At 70.1% G+C, this 18,940-nt stretch carries 16 protein-coding genes and 1 pseudogene; all 17 read right to left on the reverse strand.

Annotation, left to right across the window (positions count from 1 at the left end; genetic code table 11):
* Nucleotides 1-37: 37 nt before the first annotated feature.
* Nucleotides 38-1,417 carry a phosphotransferase gene (locus tag ACZ3OF_RS03565; RefSeq protein WP_467302477.1) on the reverse strand — a complete coding sequence of 460 codons (1,380 nt, stop codon included), beginning with the start codon at nt 1,415-1,417 and terminating at the stop codon, nt 38-40.
* A 100-nt stretch (nt 1,418-1,517) separates the two neighbouring features.
* On the reverse strand, nt 1,518-2,432 hold the full coding sequence (locus ACZ3OF_RS03570) for an NUDIX hydrolase (RefSeq protein ID WP_467302479.1): 915 nt from the start codon (nt 2,430-2,432) through the stop codon (nt 1,518-1,520).
* Nucleotides 2,422-3,759 carry a methyltransferase gene (locus ACZ3OF_RS03575; protein WP_467302481.1) on the reverse strand — a complete coding sequence of 446 codons (1,338 nt, stop codon included), beginning with the start codon at nt 3,757-3,759 and terminating at the stop codon, nt 2,422-2,424. Before ACZ3OF_RS03575 ends, ACZ3OF_RS03570 begins: the two co-directional genes overlap by 11 nt.
* The gene (locus tag ACZ3OF_RS03580; protein ID WP_467302483.1) at nt 3,756-5,120 is read right to left on the reverse strand and encodes an MFS transporter; all 1,365 of its coding nucleotides are present in this window, start codon (nt 5,118-5,120) and stop codon (nt 3,756-3,758) included. The genes ACZ3OF_RS03575 and ACZ3OF_RS03580 overlap by 4 nt, the downstream gene beginning before the upstream one ends.
* Nucleotides 5,121-5,268: 148 nt before the next feature.
* The gene (locus tag ACZ3OF_RS03585; protein ID WP_467302485.1) at nt 5,269-6,156 is read right to left on the reverse strand and encodes an NUDIX hydrolase; all 888 of its coding nucleotides are present in this window, start codon (nt 6,154-6,156) and stop codon (nt 5,269-5,271) included.
* A gap of 157 nt (nt 6,157-6,313) precedes the next feature.
* Entirely contained in the window at nt 6,314-8,326 is a 2,013-nt protein-coding gene (locus ACZ3OF_RS03590) for an ABC transporter ATP-binding protein (protein ID WP_467302487.1), read from the reverse strand.
* 564 nt (nt 8,327-8,890) lie between these two features.
* Nucleotides 8,891-9,667 carry a 3-deoxy-manno-octulosonate cytidylyltransferase gene (locus ACZ3OF_RS03595; protein ID WP_467302489.1) on the reverse strand — a complete coding sequence of 259 codons (777 nt, stop codon included), beginning with the start codon at nt 9,665-9,667 and terminating at the stop codon, nt 8,891-8,893.
* A gap of 22 nt (nt 9,668-9,689) precedes the next feature.
* Nucleotides 9,690-10,256, reverse strand: a complete 567-nt coding sequence (locus ACZ3OF_RS03600) for an NUDIX hydrolase (protein ID WP_467302491.1) — start codon at nt 10,254-10,256, stop codon at nt 9,690-9,692.
* A gap of 4 nt (nt 10,257-10,260) precedes the next feature.
* Nucleotides 10,261-11,382, reverse strand: a complete 1,122-nt coding sequence (locus tag ACZ3OF_RS03605) for an adenosylhomocysteinase (RefSeq protein WP_467302493.1) — start codon at nt 11,380-11,382, stop codon at nt 10,261-10,263.
* 24 nt (nt 11,383-11,406) lie between these two features.
* Nucleotides 11,407-12,408, reverse strand: coding sequence for an NAD-dependent epimerase/dehydratase family protein (locus ACZ3OF_RS03610; RefSeq protein ID WP_467302495.1), 1,002 nt, complete (start codon nt 12,406-12,408; stop codon nt 11,407-11,409).
* A 32-nt stretch (nt 12,409-12,440) separates the two neighbouring features.
* On the reverse strand, nt 12,441-13,277 hold the full coding sequence (locus ACZ3OF_RS03615; RefSeq protein ID WP_467302497.1) for an aminoglycoside phosphotransferase/kinase family protein: 837 nt from the start codon (nt 13,275-13,277) through the stop codon (nt 12,441-12,443).
* A pseudogene (locus ACZ3OF_RS03620) lies at nt 13,274-13,947 on the reverse strand (histidine phosphatase family protein). Before ACZ3OF_RS03620 ends, ACZ3OF_RS03615 begins: the two are co-directional and overlap by 4 nt.
* The gene (locus tag ACZ3OF_RS03625; RefSeq protein WP_467302499.1) at nt 13,926-14,687 is read right to left on the reverse strand and encodes a phosphotransferase; all 762 of its coding nucleotides are present in this window, start codon (nt 14,685-14,687) and stop codon (nt 13,926-13,928) included. Before ACZ3OF_RS03625 ends, ACZ3OF_RS03620 begins: the two are co-directional and overlap by 22 nt.
* Nucleotides 14,684-15,529: a class I SAM-dependent methyltransferase gene (locus ACZ3OF_RS03630; protein ID WP_467302501.1), complete on the reverse strand. Its 846-nt coding sequence runs from the start codon at nt 15,527-15,529 to the stop codon at nt 14,684-14,686. Before ACZ3OF_RS03630 ends, ACZ3OF_RS03625 begins: the two co-directional genes overlap by 4 nt.
* A 31-nt stretch (nt 15,530-15,560) precedes the next feature.
* The gene (locus ACZ3OF_RS03635; protein ID WP_467302503.1) at nt 15,561-16,073 is read right to left on the reverse strand and encodes a P-loop NTPase family protein; all 513 of its coding nucleotides are present in this window, start codon (nt 16,071-16,073) and stop codon (nt 15,561-15,563) included.
* 96 nt (nt 16,074-16,169) lie between these two features.
* Nucleotides 16,170-17,222, reverse strand: coding sequence for a glycosyltransferase family protein (locus tag ACZ3OF_RS03640; protein ID WP_467302505.1), 1,053 nt, complete (start codon nt 17,220-17,222; stop codon nt 16,170-16,172).
* The gene (locus ACZ3OF_RS03645; protein ID WP_467302507.1) at nt 17,219-18,937 is read right to left on the reverse strand and encodes a carbamoyltransferase family protein; all 1,719 of its coding nucleotides are present in this window, start codon (nt 18,935-18,937) and stop codon (nt 17,219-17,221) included. Before ACZ3OF_RS03645 ends, ACZ3OF_RS03640 begins: the two co-directional genes overlap by 4 nt.
* Nucleotides 18,938-18,940 lie beyond the last annotated feature (3 nt).

Genomic DNA, 18,940 nt, shown 5'->3' on the forward strand with positions numbered 1-18,940 from the left:
CTCCTCAACTGGTCGGGTGCGGTGGATAAGGCGGTGTTCACGGGTGGCTTGTGGCGCGGAGGCGCGCCAGGGTGCGGTGGCCGCGTTCGACGAGCTCCGGATCGCCGTGGGCGGCGCCGTACTGGATGCCGGAGAGGGCGTCCAGGGCGTCCAGGACGGCCAGGTGCTCCCCCTCGGCCGGGGTGAACGGGCGGCCGTAGTCGTCCATCACGGCCTCGTAAAGGTCCGGCCGGCCCGCCCAGGCGTCGGACAGGCGCACGAAGTCCCGTACGGCCGGGCCGTCTTCGCTGCGCTCGAAGTCGATGATGTAAAGGCTTCCGCTGGCCTCGTCCCAGCGCAGATTGCGCAGTTGGAAGTCGCCATGCGTGGGCCCCGCCTCCAGGGGAGGCAGCCCCGCGGCTTTCACCACCATCGCCCGGATGAACTCCTCGTCTCCGGGGGCGAGGTGAGGGCGAGCGGCGTCGAGGTGACGTTCCCACTTCCCCAGGGGCAAGGTGTCGCCGGTTGCCGGCCGGGCAGGTGCGCTGTGGTGGATGGCTGCCGCGAGCCGGCCGATGCGGTGGAAGATCCGCCGCTGTTCTGCCGGTGGGTGGACGGCGCCGTGCAGGGAGCGGCCCGGTACCGCGGTGATGACGATGGCCCTCAGCACCTCGTCGGCGGCCACCAGGCGGGGCGCGGCCACGCCCAGGCCGGGGACCCAGGTGCGGTACGCGGACACCTCCCGCTGGTGGAAGCGATCGTTCTGGTGGACCTTGACGAACCACACCCCGTCCTCGGCGCCGACAGCACGCCACACCTGGCTGCCCTCCCGCGCCCAAGACACGTCCCTCCAGTCGGCGATGCGACCGACGGCCCGCTCGGTGAACTCCCGCAGCCGGGCACCCGGCCCGGCCGTACCGGCGGCGGGGACGGGCCGGCGCCGGTCGAGGTCGGGGTCGTAGGCGATCGGATCGCCGGGCTGCTGGAAGTGCACGGCCATCGCCTGGCCGGCCCGGTAGGTGTCCAGCCCTGCACGGCAGTACGCGACTATCGGTTCCGGCAGCGCGTCGAGACCGAACCAGTCCATCGCGTCGCAGACGGTCGTCTCCCGAACGGCGGGGGTGCCCTGCCAGGTGTGTACCTCGAAGAACATCCCGGTCCGGGACATGCCACCAGGGCTGCGGTGGTGGACGGTGACCGCGAATTGGACCTCGGCCGGTTCGATGACGACGCCGGTCTCCTCGTACGCCTCGCGGATCAGTGCGCCGACGACATCCTCGTGCGGGCCATCGAGGTGTCCAGAGGGCAGATGCCACAGGCCCGAGGCGTAGACGTTCCCAGCCCGGCGGGACAGCAGGACCTCCGGGCCGGCGGCGCCGTCACGGCGCAGGATCAGGTGGACGTCGACCGGCTCCCGGTGCCGCCGCTCGCCGCTCACGACGCCGCTCCTGGCCGACGGGCCAGCAGGACGGTGAACAAGGCGTCTTCAGGGTCGACGGACGGTTCGTCGGGGCGATCGGGCCCTGGTGGTTCGACGTTCACGCCCATCCCATCTCGGAGTAGGAGCGGCCGGAGCGGATGCCGTGGATGGCCATACGGGTGTAGGGCACCATCGGCTCCGGCAGGTCGTCGAGTGGCCACCACTCCCAGCCGACGCACCGGTCCGGTTCGCGTACTTCCGGCTCTCCGCACCACGTCGTGGCTCGGAAGAAGAGCTGGATGCGGGGCTCGGCATCGGCGTGGTCGAGAAGGTGGACCGTGTGCACCAGCTCCAAGTCCTCCGGCCTGATGACGAGACCGGCCTCCTCGGCAGCCTCCCTTACCAGGCAGGACCGCACCGATTCCCGCTCGACGTGTCCGGCGAGCGCGTGCCATTGCTCGGCGGCGAATGCGACGTCGGGATGGCGTAGTCCGAGCAGGGTGCGCCCGTCGCGCTCCAGGTAGAGGTGGGCACCGATCACGTTCTTCACGGCCCCCGCACCGCCCTGTGACGCCCTGGGCCGCTGCCCGGGTACCGGCGCGATCTCGCTGAGGGGGTTCTTCGCATGGTGGGCGAGGATCGCCTCGTACGCCCAGGGACACATGGAGAGGTGGACCATGGTGTCCACGTCGAACCAGCGGAACATGATGCCTTCGGTGACCGGCAGCCGGTCGGCGTCGCCGTCCCACCGGCCCTCGTAGACCTGGATCCGGCCCTCGGTGACGTGGGGGCCCGAGGCACTCACCGTGGTGAAGAGCGTCAGGCCGGGGATGACGAGGTCGGCCTCCTCGCGGAGCTCGCGGACGATCGCTTCGTCGGGCGTCTCCTGCCCTTCGGGGCCTCCTCCGATCAGCGACCACGTGCCCGGATCGCAGATCGGCTTGTGTGCATCGCGCAGGTGCAGCAGGTACTGCCCGCGGCTGTTGGTGAGGATCACGGCGGTGCTGGTGGCCGTGGCGGGATCAGCATGCATGGCTGTCGCCTTTCTCCAAGAGCGGGTCAAGTTCGCCCGTCGCCCCCGTACCGGTGTGAGAGGCGCCGGTCAGCGTCCAGGACAGCGCGCCGCAGCGGCTGGTCACCCGCTGGACGCCGTCGTCATCGATCTCCAGCCGGTAGGTGTGCGGCGAGCCGGCCGCGCGCCAGCGGTCAGCGACGTCATGAATCTCCGCCCAGATATCACGCGGCCCGAAAGAGGTGACCTCCCAGCGGCGATGACCGACGCGGCGCGCCTGCACCCAGGAACCGCACCGCGGTGCACCGATCGTCAGGTCTTCCGCGCTGAAGTCACGGACGAGCCCGGGGTCGAGGTGGTCCAGGGCCAGCCACATGCCCCGGTCGGCATCCGCCGGCGGCTCCAGCCGGCTGCGCCGGGTCCGGCCGCCCTCGGATGCGGCGATCCGATTACGGAAGGCGGCGGACAGGAACAGCCGGTCGAATCCGGCGCCCCCGCGGTGCCCGAACTCCACCGCGACCAGTTCCGCCTCTGCAACGCCGGTCGGGGTTCTGGTGATCACCACCAGGCCCGGCCAGGACGGCGAGGGTGTGCCGAGCGTCATCAGCGCGCGTCCACCTGGCGCGAGTTGGGCAACCAGGGCCGGCGGGATCCGGGGAACGGCGAAGGACACGAAGATCCGGTCGTACGGGCCCAACTCGGGCCAGCCGGACAGGCCGTCCCCGGTCACAACAGCAGGTTGGTACCCCAAGGCCATCAGATGCGCGCGGGCGGCCTCGCTGACGTGCCGGTCGATATCGAGGCTGACGACGCCGTCGTCGCCGCAAACGAAACAGGCCACGGCGGCGGTCACGCCTGCACCGGTGCCGACGTCCAGCACCCGCTGCCCGCGGCGCAAGTCCAGGCGCTGCAACAGGTCGGCGGTCATGCCCGTCGTGCTCGACATCGCCGTCATGGAGCCCCCGGACCGGATGCCGGGGAGCCGGCCGAGGATGGGCTCGCCCTCGTGCTGGATGGACACGCTGTCCCCGCTGTGGAGAAGACCCGCAAGCTCCTCCCGATCGTCGGGGCGCGCCCAGTCCAGCAGCTCCCAGCGCGGCGGTTCGTCGGGGGCGCTGCGACGTACGTACGCCTGCGGCATCAACGTCTCGCGCGGCAGGGCGAGCAGCGCATCGCGCACCGGGCCGGCCTGAAGGTCGCCGGCCTCCTCCAGGCGGGCAAGCATCTCTGTCCGTGCGGCCGCGACCTGCGGATCCGGGGCGTAGGGGGCGGGTGCTGCGTTGCGGGGTTCGGGAAGTGCGGGGGCGGTCGGCCCGACTTCCGTACCGCCGGTGTTCAGCTGCTTCACGGCATGCCTCCGTCCATCGAGCCCTCCGCGGCGGGTGCAGGCCCCGGCGCGGGCACGACCGGCCCGGTAGCGGGAGGCCGCTGTTCCGCGGTGTCGGGGCTGGGCGGAGGGGCGGGCATCTGCCGCAGGGCGCGCAGCGGTGAGCGGGCCAGGACCACAAGCGGTACGACGAGCAGGCAAGAACCGGCGATCAGGGCGGGGCGCACGCCGGCCCATGTGCCGAACCCGCCGGCGAGTAGTGCGCCCAACGGCCGGGCGCCGGAGGTCAGCCACGTGCTCACGGCCTGCATCCGGGCCTGCATGCTGTCCTCGGTGATGATCTGGCGAATCGACCGCTGGGTGGTGCCCGCCGCCCCCGCACAGGCCAGCTGAAGGAACAACGCTCCGCCGATCACGATCTCCCAGCCGAGCCCTGGGGAGGCCAGCAGCAGCGGAACCTGAGTGAGCGGTGTGAGCGCAAGCGCGCCCAGCATCATCGGACCGGGTTCGAACCGCCGTGCGACGGCAGGGGCGGACAGAGCCCCGGCCGCCGCGCCCAGGGCGCCGATCCCCAGCACCACGCCGAAGGCGGTCGCGCTCATCTCCAGGACCCGCAGCAGGTACAGCGCCCACAGGGTGTTGAGCACGGCCAGGGCCAGCGACGTGGTGGCGTTGACCCAGGTGAGCACGCTCAGCCGCTGATCGTCGCGCACGTATCGCAGGCCCTCGGCGATCTCCGTCCGCAGCCGACGCTGCTTCGGCCGTGCCGGGGTCGTCTCGCGGGCCTGGATACGGGTGGTGCACCAGGCGCTGAGGAGATAGGAGCCGACGTCCCCGAGCAGGGCACGGGCCGGGCCGAGCCACGCGGTCAGCGCCGCGCCGAGACTGCTGCCACCGGTCGTGGCGATGGCGAACAGGCCCCCGATGCGGCTGTTGCCCCGCTGGATCAGGGACCGATCGACCAGTGTCGGCAGCAGGCTGATCGCCGCCGCATCGTGCAGCACACCCGCGGCACCCTGAACCACGGCGACCACCATGAGCTGCAACAGGGTCAGCTCCTCCAGGGCCGCGGCCACCGGCACCGTCGCCAGCGCCGTAGCACTGACCAGGTCACCGGTGATCATCTGTCGTCGCTTGGAGTGCCGGTCGGCGAGTGCACCGGCGTGCAGAGCGAGCAGTGCGGGCGGCAGCTGCCCGCAGAACGCCAGCCAGGCCACTTGGCCGGGGGTGGCGTCCAGGTGGAGTACGGCGAGCACCGGGATCGCCATCGAGCTGATCGAGCTGCCGGCCACGCTGGCGGTCTGGCCGGTCAGGTAGCGACGGAAGTCGCGGTGCCGCCATAACGACTTGGGCGCGGTGGAAGAGTCAGGACAGGCAGTCACGGCATCCCTCCTGGGCTTCTCCGGGGCGCTCGGTGAGCAGCGACGACCGAGGTAGGGGCAATCCGGTAGGACGCCCCTGGCAGCACCGGGCGGCTGCCGAGCCGCTGCGGGCCCGCATCCACTGAGGTGCTTGGGATGGAGGCCACAGTCACCACCCCAATTCGGTGTAGAGGCGGCCGGCCCGGATGCCCTCGATCGCGGCGCGGGTGTACGGGACGGTCTTGTCGGGGAGGGCGTCGGAGGGCCACCAGCCCCAGGACACGCAGCGGTCGGGCTCGCGTACCTCCGGCGTTCCCGTCCACTTCTGGGCGCGGAAGACGAGCCCCATGCGGGGCTGCCCGCCGGGGTGGTCCACGAGGTGCACGACGTGGACCAGCTCCAGGTCTGCGGGGGCGATTGCGATCCCGGCTTCTTCCTGTGCCTCGCGGATCAGGCAGGCGATGGCGGATTCCTGTTCGCAGTGGCCGGCCAGGAAGTGGTGGGTGGAGGCTGCGAAGGCGGCGTCGGGGTGCCGGAGGCCCAGCAGCACCTTGCCGTCCTGCTCGAGGTAGAGGTGCACGCCGACGACGTTGAGGCGTGCCTGACTTCCGGGTCGAGCCTGCGCCGGTACGGGGGGCCGGGTGGGGGCCTGGGCCTGGTGGAGGTCGATGACCTCCTTCGTCCACCGGCACATCGTCAGGTATGGGATGGTGGCGGCGTCGAAATGGCGGAACATGATGCCCTCGGGACAGGGAAGTTCGTCGGCGTTGCCGTCCCAGGTTCCGAGGTAGACGCGAATCCGGCCTTTGGTCCCGTCGGGGCCCAGGGAGTCGACCACCGTGAACTCCTCCAGCGGAACCACCAGGCTGGTCTCCTCCAGCAGTTCCCGCTCCACCGCCTCACGTGAGGTCTCCGATCCTTCGCGGTCGCCGCCGGGGATGCTCCACGTTCCCGGGTCGCAGATCTTCTTGTTGGCGTCGCGCAGGTGCAGCAGGTAACGGCCACGCGAGTCAACGAGCAGCGCAGCAGTCCCGCCCGGGTCGTCGGAAACGGTCATCACAGGCTCCTTGAGGTCGGGATGCAAAGGCGGGGGCGGCCGACTGGGGCCGGTGGCGGTTCGCTGGCCGGCGCGGAGGCAGGCTCACCACAGTCCGAGCCCTTCGAGCAGCACCTCGGCCGGGGCGAGCTCCGGCGTTCCTCGGCTGGTGAGCGGTTCATCGGCCCGCCTCCTCGGCTGCGGCTGCGGCTGCGGCGGCGCCGGGCTGGTAGCCGCTGGCCTGCAGGGTGAACATGGCGGCGTAGTCGCCGCCGCTGGCCATGAGTTCATCGTGGGATCCGGATTCGACGATGCGGCCGCTGTCGAAGACGAGGATCCGGTCGCAGTCGACGACGCTGGCGAGCCGGTGGGAGATCAGCACCGTGATCTGGTCGGTGCGCAGCCGGCCGCGCAGAACCGCCTCGTACACGGCGTGCTCGGAAGGCGGGTCCATGCTTGCCGTCGGCTCGTCCAGGAGCAGCAGCGGCGCCGTCTTGTACAGGCCCCGGGCGACGGCGATCTTCGCCCACTGTCCGCCGGAGAGTTGTTGCCCGCCCTTGAACCGCTTCGACAGCAGCGTCTGCCACTGAGCGGGAAGTGCGGCGATGACCCCGTCGGCTCCTGCGGCCTGTGCGGCGGCCATGGCGCGCTGGGGTTCGGCCTCGGTGAGCGTGCCGGTGCCGGCGGTGATGTTCGACAGGGCGCTGAAGGGGAACCGCACGGGGTCCTGCAGCACGCAGGCGACCTGCTGGTGCACCGACTTCGCGTCCATCTCGCGTACGTCGATGCCGTCCCAACTCACGCTGCCCTTCTGCGGTTCGTACAGGCCGGCCAGCATCTTCGCGCAGGTTGACTTCCCTGATCCGTTGAGGCCGACGAACGCCACCGTCTCCCCGGCGCGGAGTGTGAAGGAGACGCCGTTGAGCGCGGGTGTGTCCTTGCCGGGGTAGGTGAAGTGGACGTCCTGGACGGTGATCTGCTTCACCTTCTCCGGTGCCCGCACATCGGCCGTACGGGGCAGGAGACGGCGACTGTTCTCCTGGACGGCGAGGAGGTCGTCGACCCACAGGGCGTGCTCGTAGACGAGGTGGGCGAGTTCGATGAGCTGGGTCAGGGAGGACCGTCCGGACTGGATGGCCAGGACCGCTCCGGCCCCGGCGGCAAGGGGAAGCCACCCGGCGATCAGCATGGCGGCCAGCGCGGTGTAGGTGATGCCGGTGCCGACCCCGCCCACCGCCCGGCCCGCGAGGTTGATCAGGGCCGAGTTCACGCCTAGACGGGTGTCCTCATCGGCGATCTTGACGGTCAGGCGGCGGTGCTCGTCCAGCAGGGAGCTTTGGGCCGTGTCGGAGCGCAGCTCCGCGGCCGCGTCCACGTCGAGCAGCAGCCAGGAGAACACCCGGACACGGCGTTGCAGCGCGTTCCAGCGTTTGAAGGAGTGGAAGCGGGCCCGCGCGCTGTGCACGGCGGCCGCCCCCACTGGCAGGACGGACAGCAACAGCAGCGGGAGCAGGGCGGGGTGGAGGACGCTCAGGACGCCGGCGGTGCCGATGAGGCCGAGGGCCGCGGAGGCCAGGGAGACGACCTGCCCGACGATCATCCGGGCGTAGAAGAGCCCGCGGTCGTTGGCACGGTGCACCTCGTCGTGCCAGTCGGCGTCCTCCACGGCCTCCAGCCGTACGTGCGCCGTGAGGCTCAGAAACTCGCATTCGAGCGCGGTGCGGATCTTGGGCGTGACGCGTGCCTGGGCCACCGAGACGGCGGCCTCCAGCAGAGTCCGGGCGGCGAGGAAGCCCGCCACGAGGAGGATTTGGGGGATGGCTGCGCGTACGCGATCGGGCGTGGGCCCCTGAGCGAACAGGTGCTGGAGCACTCCGACCGAGGCGATCAGCCCGAAGGCAGCCATGGCGGCCGAGGCCAGCTGGCAGACGACGGCCGTGAGGGTGGACGCGCGGTCCGCCTGCCAGGCGAGCCGCCCGATCAGGGCGGTGATCCTGGGCAGACGGGCGAGGACCTGACGCACCGTGGCGCTGGCGGCGGCGCCGTCGTGGACGGACCAGTACGCCTCTTCCATCGCATCGGTCACGTCGCCGTCCTCCGGCCCGGCGGGCACGGTCGTCGGCGGCAGGGGCAGGGAGGCGGGCCGCGGTGCCGGAATGGTGTCGGCGGCTGCATCGGTGGGCTCGCTCATGCCGCCCACCTCGTATCCGGTCGTGCCGAGCGGCGCGTGCGAACGTCAAGCCCCCGCGGGCTGAGTAACACCGCCTGGCTGTCGATACACCGGGACATGCCGATGATGCGGTGCGGCACCTTCGGGACCTGGGCGCAGTGCTTGCGGAAGGAGGCTTGAGCGAGGGAGTTAGTGGAGTACTGCCCCGTGCACTGGATCCTCGCTGGCAGCGGAGGAGAAACTTTGCCGTCCTGGTTGAACTCGCGTGTGCTTGCTGTGCTCAACTGCGGTCCTCTATCCCTGATCTGTGGGCCCTGCACGACGACATCGAGGTCAACGAGGTGGACCCCGATATCGAACACGCGTGTTTGAGCCGTTGCCGGAACCCCGAGATGGAGCGCTCGACGTCGCATGTAGGGTCCACGGATCCTTGTTCGGCCCGGACGCCCACCGATCGACCGGTGGCCGACACGCCGATGTTGGGTACGCGTGTGACGCTTGGGTTTTCGGGCCCCGCGCCCAGGGCTGCCGTGACGGACCGGCAACGCCTTCCTGCGGGCTCAATGAGGAGCAGGGACTGGCCAGTCATCGGACCGGCTGGGAGCGTAGGAGCATGCTGGCCCGCGCGAGGTCCTCCGGTGTGTCGACTGCGAGACCGTCGTCTATGACAGGGAGCATCCGTACGCCGTGGCCGTGGCCGTGTTCGACGAAGCGCAGCATCTCCACGCCCTCGGTACGCTCCAACGGACCCTGCGGGAGGTACTGGAACAAGCTGAGGGCTGTTCCGGTGAAGCCGTAGAGACCGAGCTGACGCAGGTATCTTGGCCGGTCCCCGCGCGGGTAGGGGATCGGCTGCCGGGAGAACATCAGGGCGTTGTGCTGTGCATCGACGACGACCTTGACGACGTTGTGGTCCAGGACGGCACCGACGTCCTGAAGCTCCGTGTACGCGTTCACTGCGAGCGTTCCGGGCGCCAGCTGCTCTAGAGCTTCGGAGACGGCGTCGATCGCGGCGGGTGAGATGAACGGCTCGTCGCCCTGGACGTTGATGTACGCGTCGGCGGGCAGGCGCTCCGCGCACTCCGCGACCCGATCGGTGCCGGTGAGGTGTTCTCCGGTGCGCACGCACTCGATGCTCAGTTCGTGGCACGCCTCCTCGATGCGCTCGTCATCGGTGGCGACGACCACCCCGTCGAGGCGCTTCGCCTCCAGGCAGCGCTGATGGACGTGCCACAGCAGCGGCTTGCCCCCGAGCTGCGCAAGGGGCTTCCCCGGAAACCGGGAGGCTCCCCAGCGGCAGGGGATGACGGCGATGTGGCGGCGGGGCGCTGTGCTTGATGGTGCGGCTGTGGTGGCGGCCACGGCGGACTCCCGTAGGTAAGTGTCAGGAATGAGTGGGGCGGGGGAGGAGAGCCAGCTTGGCGCGGACGGTGGGCGAGGCGGAGTCCTCGAACGACCGCCACGCGTAGCCGCTGACCTCTTCGGCCTGGAGAGTCACCGCGTGTTCGGCCCGCAGGAGGAAGGCCCAGCGGAAGTCCACGTGCTGGTGCGCCGGCTCGCCCTTCGCGGGGTTGGCGGCGATGCCGTGTACGTCGATGTCCAGGGGTACGGTCTCGAATCCCGGGAGGGGGAGGATGGCGTCGCGAGGGATGCCGGTCTCCTCGAAGAGCTCGCGCAGGGCGGCACCGGGAAGGTTCTGGTCGCCCGGCTCGTTGTGACCGCCCGGCGCGAGGACCTTGCCCGTCGCGTTGTGCTGGATGTGCAACACCCGGCTGCTGCCGTCGATGACGATGGCGCTGCAGGTAACGTGCGTGGGAAACGTCTTGCGGCTGGTCGGGTCGTCCTCGCCGGCGAGAGCATCGAAGAGCGCAGCCAGAGCATCGCGCTCGGACGGGTAGCGGGTGAGGTACGCCTCGACGGTGGCGCGGATGTGGTCGGGAGACGGCGGCATGGCATCACCTGTCGAAGTAGTCGATCCAGATCCTGGCGATGGCCTGGCGATCGCGTGCGGGCATTTCGTGGAGGCCGGGCTGGAAGTGGCCCTCGCTGAGGGCCGCGGTGGCGGCGAGTATCTCGGCCTGGACGAGATGGATGTACGTGCCGACGGCGGCGCCGTGCACGAAGTTGACGGCGCCGCCGTCGGCGAGGATGTAGAAGTAGTGGCCGGTGATCTCGTACCGCGTCAGATGCTCGCCGGCCAGGGTGCGCTGGTAGAGCCCGTGGAGGCTGCCGAGTTCGAGTTCGTCCTCCGAGGACGTCACCGAGGCGACGTACGCCCCGTTGCGCAGGGCGGCGAAGTCGCCTTGGCGGAGAGCGAGGTTGCCGGTGGCGCACAGGACTAGGTCCGCGTCTCGGAGCGCCTCGGCTATCGACGTGCTCGTACGGAAGCCCTGGGAGTGTGCCTGCACTCTCTTGACCGGATCGGTGTCGTGCACGGTAACGCGCAGGTCCTGGGCACGTAGCGTCTGAGCGATGGCTCGGCCGACCTTGCCGAACCCGATGACACAGGCGTTTCGGCTGGTCAGGATGTCGCCGCGGGCACGTACGAGCGCGTCGGTCGAGAAGACGATGGACCGGCCCACGAGGTGGTCCTCGCAGTCCTTCAGCGGGGAGCGGGCCACCGAGACGACGGGACAGGGCAGGTGGTCGAGTGCCGCGTACCTCTGGTGTCCGTTCTCGGTGTCCTCGACGACGCCGAGGATGCGGCCGGAGAACTTCTCCACAACGGTGTCGAGGCACGGCGTGAAGTAGCCGCCGATGTCCACCAGGACGACGTTCCGGCCGCCGACCGTGTCCTCCAGGTACTCCAACGCCCTCGTCGAGTCCTCAAACAGCTCTCGGCTGAGATCGTGGACGGTGAAGGCACGTCGGACCGCCTCCAGCGTCGGCTGGTCTACGGACCTGGGCTTGGGCAGGACGGCACCGACCGTGGACGTCGCGGCCATCGCTCGGAGGAACGCCGGCCGCTCGGAGAGCAGGTGCGTGATGATCAGGGTGGTGACGTGGTCGCCGGCGGGGAAGCGTGTTGTGATCTGCCGGAAGAAGGCGTCCAGCCGGGCTCTCTCAGGACTCTCCACTGCAACTCCTCTTGGCCCTGCTGGCTATGCCGCGCGGCCGTACGCGGCGGACTCGGCGGCCAGGGCCCGCATCTGGGCCCGCATGCCGTTGTGGAGGTCGACGTGGGGCTGCCAGCCCAAGACCTCGTGGGCGCGGCCGGGGTTGGCACGTGTGGTGAGGACGTCGCCGCTGCGGGGGTTCTCCTGGTGAATCTGGATTTCGCGCCCGGCGAGGCTGTTCGCGATGTTGATCACTTCGAGCAGGGAGGCGCTCGAACCGCCCCCCACGTTGATCACCCCGCTGGCCGTCGGGATGCTCGCCGCGGCGATGGTGGCGCTCACTGCGTCCTCGATGTACGTGAAGTCCCGGCGCTGGTGACCATCCCCGTACAGGCGCAGCGGTTGGCCGGTCAGGGCGGCCGTGAGGGCGCGGTGCGTGAGCATGTCGGGTCGCTGCCGAGGGCCGTAGACGGTGAAGTACCGCAGGGCGACGACGCTGGTAGGACAGTGGGCCTGGGCGGAGTGCGCGAGGCAGAGCTGCTCCTCAGCGAGTTTCGTGACCGCGTACGGGGATGCCGGCTGGGGCCGGTCGGTCTCCACGCTCGCCCCGCCGTCGGTGGGGCCGTAAACGCTGGAGGAGGAAGCCACCACGAGCCGGGGAACGCCCATCCGGGTGACGGCATCCATGACGCGGTGGGTCGCGATGACGTTGGAGGCGACGTACTCGCTGAACTTCGACCCCCAGGAGGGGCGCACCCCGGGGATACCAGCCAGGTGGAAGACGGCGTTCGCGTCGACGAGAAGCGGCTCGATCGCGCAGCTGAGGAGGTCGGCGGTGACGTGCATGTACCCCGGAAGCCCCTGCAGGACGGCGAGGTTGGCTGCGGCCGTGGGGTCGGTGGCCGCGTCGCGCCGGTCAACGCCGACGACGAGGGCGCCGGCCTGGACGAGGGCGTGCACGAGGTGGGAGCCGATGAAGCCCGCGGCGCCGGTCACCACAGCCCGGCGGGGGACGGCGGTGGTCAGGTGGGATGGGTGCTGTGACACGGAGATCTCCAGGATTCTGGGGGAGGGGTGGCTTAGACGAGGCGGGCCAGAACGGTCCGGCCGTGGGTACTGAGGGCGAGGTCGTCCTGCTCGTGCCCGCGGACCACGGCTGTGACGGCTTCGATCGCGCCGAAAGACTCCAGCAGCCGCTGTTCGGTGTCGTTCAGAGGCTGTCCGTATCCGGCGAAGAACGCCGTCCGGAGGTTGGGGGCGGCCTGCCAGCGGCGGAACTCGAGCCGGGCGAAGTCGCGGATACGGGCGTCGCGGCGCATGTGCTCGAAGTCGCACACCCCGAAGGCGTTCCCGAGGAGCCAGTTCCGCGGCTGGTAGTCGAGGTGGCATACCGCGCTGTCCATGAGCGTGTTCGCCAGGACGTCCGCGTTGTGGCTCAGGCGGTCGCGTTCGACCGCGGAGATGAGGCCAGCCCGGTCTGCGCGGGCGGACCAGTCGCGCAGCCGCTCAGCGAGTTCCGTGCCGACGGCGCCGGTACGCGGTACCGAGGTGGCGTGGTGGAGCTTGCCCAGCACGCGCCCGGCCTCGTAGTGGGCTTGCTCCTCCTCGGGCGACCCCGGCGCGACCGTATCCGCCCGTACGCCGGGAACAGCGGCGAGCAGCAGGGTGCACGTCCTGTCCTGCCGGCCCACCACACGGGGGACGTGGCCGACCAAATGGTCTCCCCAGGCGAGATAGGCGTGTAGCTCACGGATGTATCGGTCGCGTTCACTGTGCTGCTTGGCGAAGAACTCGTCGCCGTCGGCGTTGACCAGGCGCAGGACTCGGGGCGGGAGCGTCGGATCGTGCACGACCCGGACCACCCCGAGTGCGCCGCGGGCCAGGTTCAGGCGGGGGTCGTCGGACAGTGTGATCACGAGGCAGCCCCCTGCGCTAAGGCGGACAGGTGCTCGGTGTCGTTGTGGCGGTCGAGCATCCACCGTCTCTGTCCAAGACGGTTGAGGTGGTGCTGCCAGCGCGTGATGGACCCGTGGGAGACCGTGAATCCGGAAGGGGAACTGAGCGGGATGCCCAAGAGCAGGGTGTGCGCGACGATTACGGTCTCGCCGTGGGCGGCGAACAGGACGCGTTCGCCTTCATGCTGGTCGATGAGTTCCAGCAGGAAGCGGCTGGCTCGCTCCAGGTACCCGTTCCAGGTGTCGGATCCAGCAGCCCAAGGCTTGTCGGGGTGGGCGTGCGGTCCGCCGTCGGCGGCCGTCTTCACCTCAGTCCAGGGCTGGCCGTCGGCGGCGCCGTGGACGGGACCGTCGAGACGGTCGTCCGTAGATATGGGGAGCCGGAGGGCCTGGCTGATGATCTCGGCGGTCTGGCGCAGGCGGATGCGGGGCCGGTGTACAGCGCGTCGAACGGCTTGTCGCGGTGCTCGGGGGCGAGCTGGAGCGCGACCCGCTCTACCTGCGTGTAGCCGCGGTTGGTCAGCCCGGTGCAGGTGCGCGGGCCGCCGACCAGGCCGTCGACGTTGCACTGGGCCTCGCCGTGGCGGACGAAGACGAGTTCTGTGGTGATCATGCGGAACCTCGGGGGCATGATTGGGGCGACCAGCTGTAGCGGTAGCCGTTGAGCCCGGCATACGGGGCCGTCAGGACGGCGTGCAGGGCGAGGAAGTCGTCGAGCCGCTCGCGATCCGTGGTGCCGAGCCGGGGATCGTGGCGTCCGGCGGCCTCGTTGTAGGCGCGCAGGGCGGAGTCGACGACTGGGGCCGGCAGAGGCCCGTACGTCAGGACCAGCGTCGCGATCAGCTTCGCCAGGTCGTACCCCATCGGGGCCAGCGTGAGGTCGTCGGTGTCGACCATGTAGAAGTCGCCGGCCTCGGTGATGATGAAGTTCCGGGGGTTGCTGTCCTTGTAGAAGGCCGTTGGCCCCTCGGCGGTCTTCTCCAGCAACGTCAGCATCACGTGGAGGGCGACCCGGTCCGGCAGGTACCCCTGATCCAGCCTTCTTCGGAGGGCGGTTTGCCGGGGACCGATGTAGTCGCCGAACGCGATGCCGTCCCAGAACTGGTGCGGCGTGTTCAGAGAGGCCGGCCGGAGGTCGGTGGCCCAGGCGGCTCCGTGGGCGTCGCCCAGCAGCCCGGCCAGGGTCAGCAGATCCTCGGTCCTGGCCGGACGGCCTTCGATCCACTCGTACGTCAGGCTCGTCGGCCCGACCACAGTCAGCGCCGGCAGCCGCAGCGCCCGCGCGTGCTCGGCGAGCCAGGCGTGATGGCGGGCTGCCGAGGCCACCTGGCGGGGGGTCTCGTAGTGCTTGGTGAACTGGCGAACGCTCACGACCGTCCTCCCCCTGACTGGGCCACGACGAAGGTCACGAGCGACTTGGTGGTGAGGGGTTGGTCCGGCAGGAACTCGTGCAGGGTCGCCGCGAGCGCGCCCGCATTGCCGTACAGGCCAGGGGCGAGGTCATACTTCGGGTTGGTGGCCAGGTACTCGGCGACGTGTTCGTGGCCGTCGAAGGTGAAGCTGTGCTCCTCGTGCTCCACGGCGAGTACGTCGAGCGACACGGCGGCCAGGTCGGTGAGGTTGCCGCTGTGCGCCGAGATGTACAGGCTCTCGTGCTGCTCTGCTTGCGCGTCGAGGCCGGCGGCAGCGACCAGCTGGTCCATCTCGCGGTAGCTGTCGAGCCCCTTCGTGACGAGCACGGCCAGACCGCCGGGAGCGAGCGCCCGATCGATCTCCGCGACTACCGCCTGCGGGTGCGGAGAGTGATATAGGCAGAACGCGGCGACGATGACGTCGCACGCCCCGGCGGGCACCGGGAGATGGTGGAAGTCGCCCTGGAGGAAGCTCACGGGGAGGCCGGGCAACCGCTGGGCACGCTTGCGGGCCTGTTCGATCAGGGCCGGCGCGGCATCGAGGCCGACGACGCGCCGGGGACGGAGTTCCTGGGCGACGGTCAGGCTGCTCGTGCCGCGACCGCAGCCGAGGTCCAGGGTCAGGCCGAGACGGTCCGGTCGCTCGTGGTGGTTGCGCACCAGCCCGACGATCGTGTCCGGTACGGGGCGCCCAGAGGTCTTCGCCCGCATCAGGGCGTTGGACCGTCCGGCCAGCCGAGAGGCGTGCCCGTACAGCTCCGCCTGCCGCGCGGGGTCCAGAAAGGGATTGGTTCCGCTCATGCCGCGCCCTCCCCTCGGGCGCGCGGAGTGCTCAGCGGCGCTCGGCGGCGACCTTCCGCAGCCAGCGGCGCGTCTGCCGCCGGTTGGACAGCAGCACCACGTCGGCACGGCCCGAGGCGAATTCCTCGATCTTCGCCATGACCCGCGGGCGCATCTTGCGACGGTACGTCGCCACGTACTTGATCACGCCCCAGTGGATGCGGTTGTGCACCCCGTTGCCCTTGTGCCCGGCCCCGTGCCGGATCTGCCGGGAGAAGATCCCGTACAGTGCGGCCGCGGTCGAGACGTCCATCAGGACCACCGTGTCGCAGGCTTCGAGTCGGATCTGCAGCGTCGAGTTGTAGTTCCCGTCGATCACCCACTTCGGCTGCGCGACCAGGTCCCGCTGCAGGGCGGCGAACTTCTCCATGGGCAACGCGTTCCACTCGTCGTCGTAGAACGCGGCGTCCAGGTGCGTGACCGGGGCGTCGAGAATCCTGCCCAGCTCGCGTGCCAGGTACGACTTGCCGCTGCCTCCGCAGCCGACGATGGCGACCTTCTTCATGGTGCTCCAGCGTAGAGGCGTTCAGGTGCCCGGTCGGACCGGCCGCTCGGACACGTTCGGATGATCCAGACACCATGGCCCGGGAAGTCAGCTGCATCACGCCGCTCCCCGTTCCAGAACTACGGGGCCAGCGGTCGTGTCCAGGATGGCTTCCAGCGCGTCGACCTGCCGGCTCAGGCGGAACAGGTCCAGGCGGTCCAGGCAGGCCGCGATCAGGTCCGCGTGCTGCTGGGTGCCCGTGATCCGCTGGAGGTGCGTCAGCCGCTCGATCACCTCGCTGCTGGAGCTGATGATCAGCTCCTTGGGCACGAAGCGGTCGGCTTGCAGGATGTCGGCAGGGGCGAGTGGGAGGCAGCCGGCGAGCACGGCCTCGAAGATCCGCTGCGTCATCTGCCCGACGGCGGCGTATCGCTCCGGCAGCATCAGCACGGTCGCCAAGGACCTGCCGTACACGGAGTGGACTGCTTCGAAGGGGAGCCTGCCGAGGAACCGGACGTGCGGCCAGCGGTCGGTCTTGGTCCACTTGCCTCCGACCAGGTGATCGAAGCGCGCGGCGGCCGGCGCGAAGAAGCGGTCGAAGTGCTCGTCGCGGTCGTACTGATTGCCGACGTACCCGAGGACAAGGTCCCGGGGCTTCTTGGCGAGCGCGATCGGATCCGCCTCGGCGAGGAGAAGGTCGTCGACGGGGAAGAGCAGGCGGTGGGCGCCCGGCGTCGGCTCGAGGGCAGCTTCGCACACGGTGGTCTGCCGGAAGCGCCGCCACACGCTGTCAGGCCGGAGCTGGCGGTCCTTGTCCCAGATCACGGTCGGCGTCTTCTTGCGCAGGCTGTACCGGGTGACCAGTTCGGCCTGGCGGTGCAGGTCGCAGGTATGCCCCGCGGTGCCGCACGGGGTGGTGTTGCGCCCGTCGATCGCCCAGCGCCACTCCAGGAACAGGACGTCGATGTCCGGGCTGCCCCCGTGGAAGGTGTAGGCGTTGCCCAAGTCGTCGCCGGCCTCGATCAGGTCCCGGTTGGCCTGCAGGAAGACGATCTCGTGGCCGCGGCCGAGGAGCGTGTCGATCAGGGGCCGGCGGTGGCTGCGGCCCCCATCCGGGGTGTCGGTGATTCCGTTGCCGAGGAAGCCCCAGAAGCTGTATCCGATCTTCACTTGGTGATCCACCGGCCTTCCAGCAGCAGGGCGTCCAGTCCGGAGTTGGCCAGGCAGTCCAGCGCGATCTCCGGTGTCCCGCAGATCGGCTTGCCCTTGACGTTGAGCGAAGTGTTGATCAGGACCGGCACCCCGGTGCGGCGGCTGAAGGCGCTGAGCACGTCGTGCATGAACGGGTTCTGCGACTGGGCGACGGTCTGAAGGCGGGAGGTGCCGTTGGCATGCACGATGGCCGGCACGCGTTCGCGCGCCTTGTCGGTTACGCCGGACGCCATCGACATGTACGGCGCCTCCTGGCCGAGGGTGAAGAACTCCGCGGCGCGTTCGGCCAGGACCATGGGAGCGAAGGGGCGGAACGGCTCCCGGAACTTCACGGTGGCGTTCAGCCGCTCGACGACCCCGGGCTCCAGCGGGGAGGCGAGGATCGAGCGGTTACCCAGGGCGCGGGGGCCGGCCTCGACCCGGCCCTGGAAGAGTCCCACGATCATGCCGTGGGCGAGCTGGTCGGCGAGGAACTCGGCGGTCTCGACACCCAGCGTCTTCTGCTGGAGCCCGGGCCAGGGCGTGAGGTCAGGGGCCTGGTACTGGTATGACGGGCCGAGGTAGCAGGCCCGGGCGACGCCGGACACAGGCCGCTGGCTGCGGCTGCTGGTGTGCACGGCGATGGCGGCTCCCATCGCGGTGCCGGCGTCGCCAGGGGCGGGCGGGACGAAGACCTCGTCGAAGATGCCGTCTTCGATGATCCGGCCGATGCTCACGCAGTTCGTGGCGACTCCACCGCCGACACACAGACGGCGCGATCCGGTGATCATCCGCGCCCGGCGGGCCAGATGCAGCATCACCTGCTCGGTGCGCTCCTGGAGCGCCGCGGCCAGATCCCGGTGGACGTCTTGGAGCGGTTCGCTCGCGTGACGCTCGGGGGACGTCTCGGCGATGAAATGACGGGAGGTCCGCGGGTAGCCCGAGGTCAGCACGCGTGGCGGGAAGTACGCGGGGTCGACCACGAACCCCGTGGGTGTGGTGCGCACAGCCCGGGCGAAGAGGTGCCGGAACCGCTGCGGGTCGCCGAGGGCGGCGAGCGCCATTACGGTGCCCTCCTCGTCACCTCGGCGCCATCCGAGGTGCTCGGTGACCGCGCCGTACACGTAGCCCAGGGAGGCCGGGTCGTTGATCGCCTCCAGGGTGCGGGTGGAGGGGTGGAGCGCGTCGTGCCCGTGAGCGATGGTCGTGGTCTGCCGCTCGCCGAGGCTGTCGACGATGAGCACGGCTGACTCGTTCCACCCAGAGGCGGCGAAGGCAGTCAGCTGGTGGGCGCGGTGGTGCAGGACGGGGGTGACGCGGGCGGAGGGGAAGTGCCGGCCCAGGGATCGGGTGCGCAGTTGGGTTCGTAGCGCCACCTTGGCGAAGCCGCGAGCCCTCGGCAGCGCCCGGTTACGCGTCGTCGGCGACAGCGCCAGGCGCAGGGCCGCTGGGGACTCGGCAAGGTAGTGGGCGGGCTGGAAGTTGTAGGCGACGGCGTCGACGTCGGCTGCGGTGAGCCCGGCCTCGCCCAGCAGCCACTCAACGGCGTGGTGGGGGTAGTCCTTGGTGTGTTTCTGCTGGGAGAGCCGTTCCTCCTCTACGAAGCCGATCAGCTCGCCGTCCACCAGCAGGGCGGCGGAGGAGTCGTGCGTGTAGGAGCACAGCCCGAGGATGACCGAGGGCGCGCGGTCCATGGC

The organism is Streptomyces sp. NPDC022552 (assembly GCF_055561875.1).

Bases quoted from the DNA above. Each gene is read 5' to 3' on its own strand.
- ACZ3OF_RS03570 (WP_467302479.1), bottom strand. From the start codon at position 2,432: ATGCATGCTGATCCCGCCACGGCCACCAGCACCGCCGTGATCCTCACC.
- ACZ3OF_RS03590 (WP_467302487.1), bottom strand. From the start codon at position 8,326: ATGAGCGAGCCCACCGATGCAGCCGCCGACACCATTCCGGCACCGCGG.
- ACZ3OF_RS03585 (WP_467302485.1), bottom strand. From the start codon at position 6,156: ATGACCGTTTCCGACGACCCGGGCGGGACTGCTGCGCTGCTCGTTGAC.
- ACZ3OF_RS03630 (WP_467302501.1), bottom strand. From the start codon at position 15,529: ATGAGCGGAACCAATCCCTTTCTGGACCCCGCGCGGCAGGCGGAGCTG.
- ACZ3OF_RS03645 (WP_467302507.1), bottom strand. From the start codon at position 18,937: ATGGACCGCGCGCCCTCGGTCATCCTCGGGCTGTGCTCCTACACGCAC.
- ACZ3OF_RS03635 (WP_467302503.1), bottom strand. From the start codon at position 16,073: ATGAAGAAGGTCGCCATCGTCGGCTGCGGAGGCAGCGGCAAGTCGTAC.
- ACZ3OF_RS03600 (WP_467302491.1), bottom strand. From the start codon at position 10,256: ATGCCGCCGTCTCCCGACCACATCCGCGCCACCGTCGAGGCGTACCTC.